The sequence below is a fragment of the Microbacterium sp. Leaf351 genome (genome assembly GCF_001423825.1).
Taxonomy (GTDB): Bacteria; Actinomycetota; Actinomycetes; order Actinomycetales; family Microbacteriaceae; genus Microbacterium; species Microbacterium ginsengisoli.
Genome location: NZ_LMPK01000002.1, coordinates 74,280 through 76,500, shown reverse-complemented (window position 1 = coordinate 76,500; position 2,221 = coordinate 74,280). Strand labels below are relative to the sequence as shown.

Below are 2,221 nucleotides of genomic sequence, written 5' to 3'. Positions count from 1 at the left end.
GTGCACGAACGCCAGCACGGGAAGGGCCGCGGCGACGAAGAACGCGCGCGAGCCGATGCGGGAGACGAGCCACGGCAGCAGCAGGGGCAGGAGGGCGAACGCAGCGAGAAGGACCAGCACGGGGCCTCCTCGGGGTCGTCGGGCCGGGCTCAACGAGGGAGCGCCCAGGCGATCGGGGTTCGGGCCCTCAGTCTATCGGGCGGCCCATAGGAGGCGTGCGGCGTTCGCCCAGACGGGCGTGCCTATGCCCGCGGCGCGGGACCGGTGGTGTTGCCCTCGCGGAAACGGCTCGCGAAGTCGACCCCCGACGTAGGTGTCCCCTGGATGAGGGCGGCGAGCACCTCGCCGGCAGCCCTGCCCTTGTCGGCGGCGGGCTGCGCCATGGTCGTCAGGCGGTGGGGGGCGATGCCGTCGGCGCGGATGCCGTCGAATCCGGTGACGCTGAAGTCCTCGGGCACCCGCACGCCCGCGTCGAGGGCCGCGCGCACGATGCCGACGGCGAGCAGGTCGGTCTGCGCGATGGCCGCCGTGGGCCGCGGATCGAGCGCGAGGATGGCCTGGCCGGCGGCGTACCCCTCGTCGATGAGGCTTCCGGTGGCGTGGTAGATCGGGGCATCCGGATACACCTCGAGGGCGCCGCGCAGTCGGTCGCGGGTGACGTCGACAGTGATCGCGTCGAGGTCGACCGACGGAGCCCAGCCGGCGCGGGTCGACGCGTCGAACGCCATCGTCACGTGCACGACCCGTTCGTGTCCGAGACCCTTCGTGTACTCCGCGATGTGCCGCTGCGCGGCCTCGTTGTCGAGTCCGATCTGCGGCACCCCCTCGCCCGCATCGCCCTCGATGACGACGACCGGGATGCCACGCCCACGCACATCGTCCAGCGACGAGCGCATGTGCGCGCTGCACCCGAGGAGCACGGCTCCGTCGATGGGCGCGGTCATGAGCGACGGCCCGGTCTCGGTCGCGTCGTCGCGCAGCAAGAGGATCGCCGCGTCGAGTGGGGCGATGCCCTCGGAGATGCCGTCGAGCACGACGGTCGTGACGGGGTCGAGGAACGCCGAGCGCAGGCGTCCGCCGAGCACGACGCCGATGATGCCGCTGCGCCCGCGACGCAGCGAGGCGGCGCGGGGGTCGGGGCCGGTGTAGCCGAGCGCGGATGCCGCGGCGAGCACGCGCTGGCGCGTGGCATCCGTCACCTGGGTCTTGCCGCTGAACACGACCGACGCGGTCGACGGCGACACCCCCGCCTCGCGGGCGACGTCGGCGATGGTGGCTCGGCGTGCGCTCATGTTGCACCGATGCTAACCCGTCGGAGGCTTGGTGTGTCGAATCGATTCGATTAGGGTGTGCTGCATGCTCCACTCGACCGACCGCCGCGCCTTCGTGCGCTGGCGCGCCGCGATCTTCGTCGTCTTCGCGCTCTCCGGGCTCAGCATCGCCACCTGGGCGTCGCGCGTGCCCGCGATCAAGGCGGCACTCGGCATCTCGCAGCTCGAGATCGGTCTGCTGCTGCTCGGCGCCGGAATCGCGTCCGTCGCGGGCCTCTCCCTCGCCCCGATCGTGTTCACGCGCATCGGCGCGCGGCGCACGATCATCGCGGCGATCGCCGTGTTCGCCACGGGCGTGCTCGTGATCGGCGTCGGCACGGACCTCGTGCACAGCTACGCCGTGGTGCTCGCCGGGCTCGTGCTGTTCGGGCTCGGCAACGGCGCCGTCGACGTCACGATGAACGTCGAAGGGGCCGCGATCGAGAAGCAGCAGGGCACGACGATCCTGCCGCTGTTCCACGCGTTCTTCAGCTTCGGCACCGTCATCGGGGCGAGCCTCGGCGCCCTCGCTGTCGCGCTCGGGTTCGACGTGTTCACGCACGCCGCCGTGATCGCCGTCACCCTCGTCGTGGCCGGGCTGATCGCCGCGAGCCAGGTTCCGGCACACATCCCCGCCGACGCCGCACCCGCGACGGAGCGCACCCCGTGGCGGGAGCGTCTGCGCATCTCGCTCTCGGCCTGGCGCGAGCCGCGCACGTACGCGATCGGCGTGGTCATGCTCGGCATGGCCTTCGCCGAGGGCGGCGCGAACGACTGGCTCGCACTCAGCGTGAGCGAGGGGCATCGCCAGGGCGAGGCGGCCGGGGCGATCGGCCTCGCCGTGTTCTCGGTGAGCATGACCGCCGCGCGCGTGCTCGGTGGCCCGCTCGTCGACCGCATCGGCCGCGTCG

2 protein-coding genes are annotated in these 2,221 nt (G+C 72.5%); one reads left to right on the top strand and one right to left on the bottom strand.

What is annotated here, in order from left to right; genetic code table 11:
• Positions 1–242: 242 nt before the first annotated feature.
• Entirely contained in the window at positions 243–1,292 is a 1,050-nt protein-coding gene (locus ASG00_RS00860; RefSeq protein ID WP_056206166.1) for a LacI family DNA-binding transcriptional regulator, read from the bottom strand.
• 64 nt (positions 1,293–1,356) lie between these two features.
• On the opposite strand from ASG00_RS00860, the gene ASG00_RS00855 reads away from it, so the two are divergent.
• The coding region (locus tag ASG00_RS00855; RefSeq protein WP_235559021.1) for an MFS transporter at positions 1,357–2,221 on the top strand (865 nt) is incomplete at its 3' end.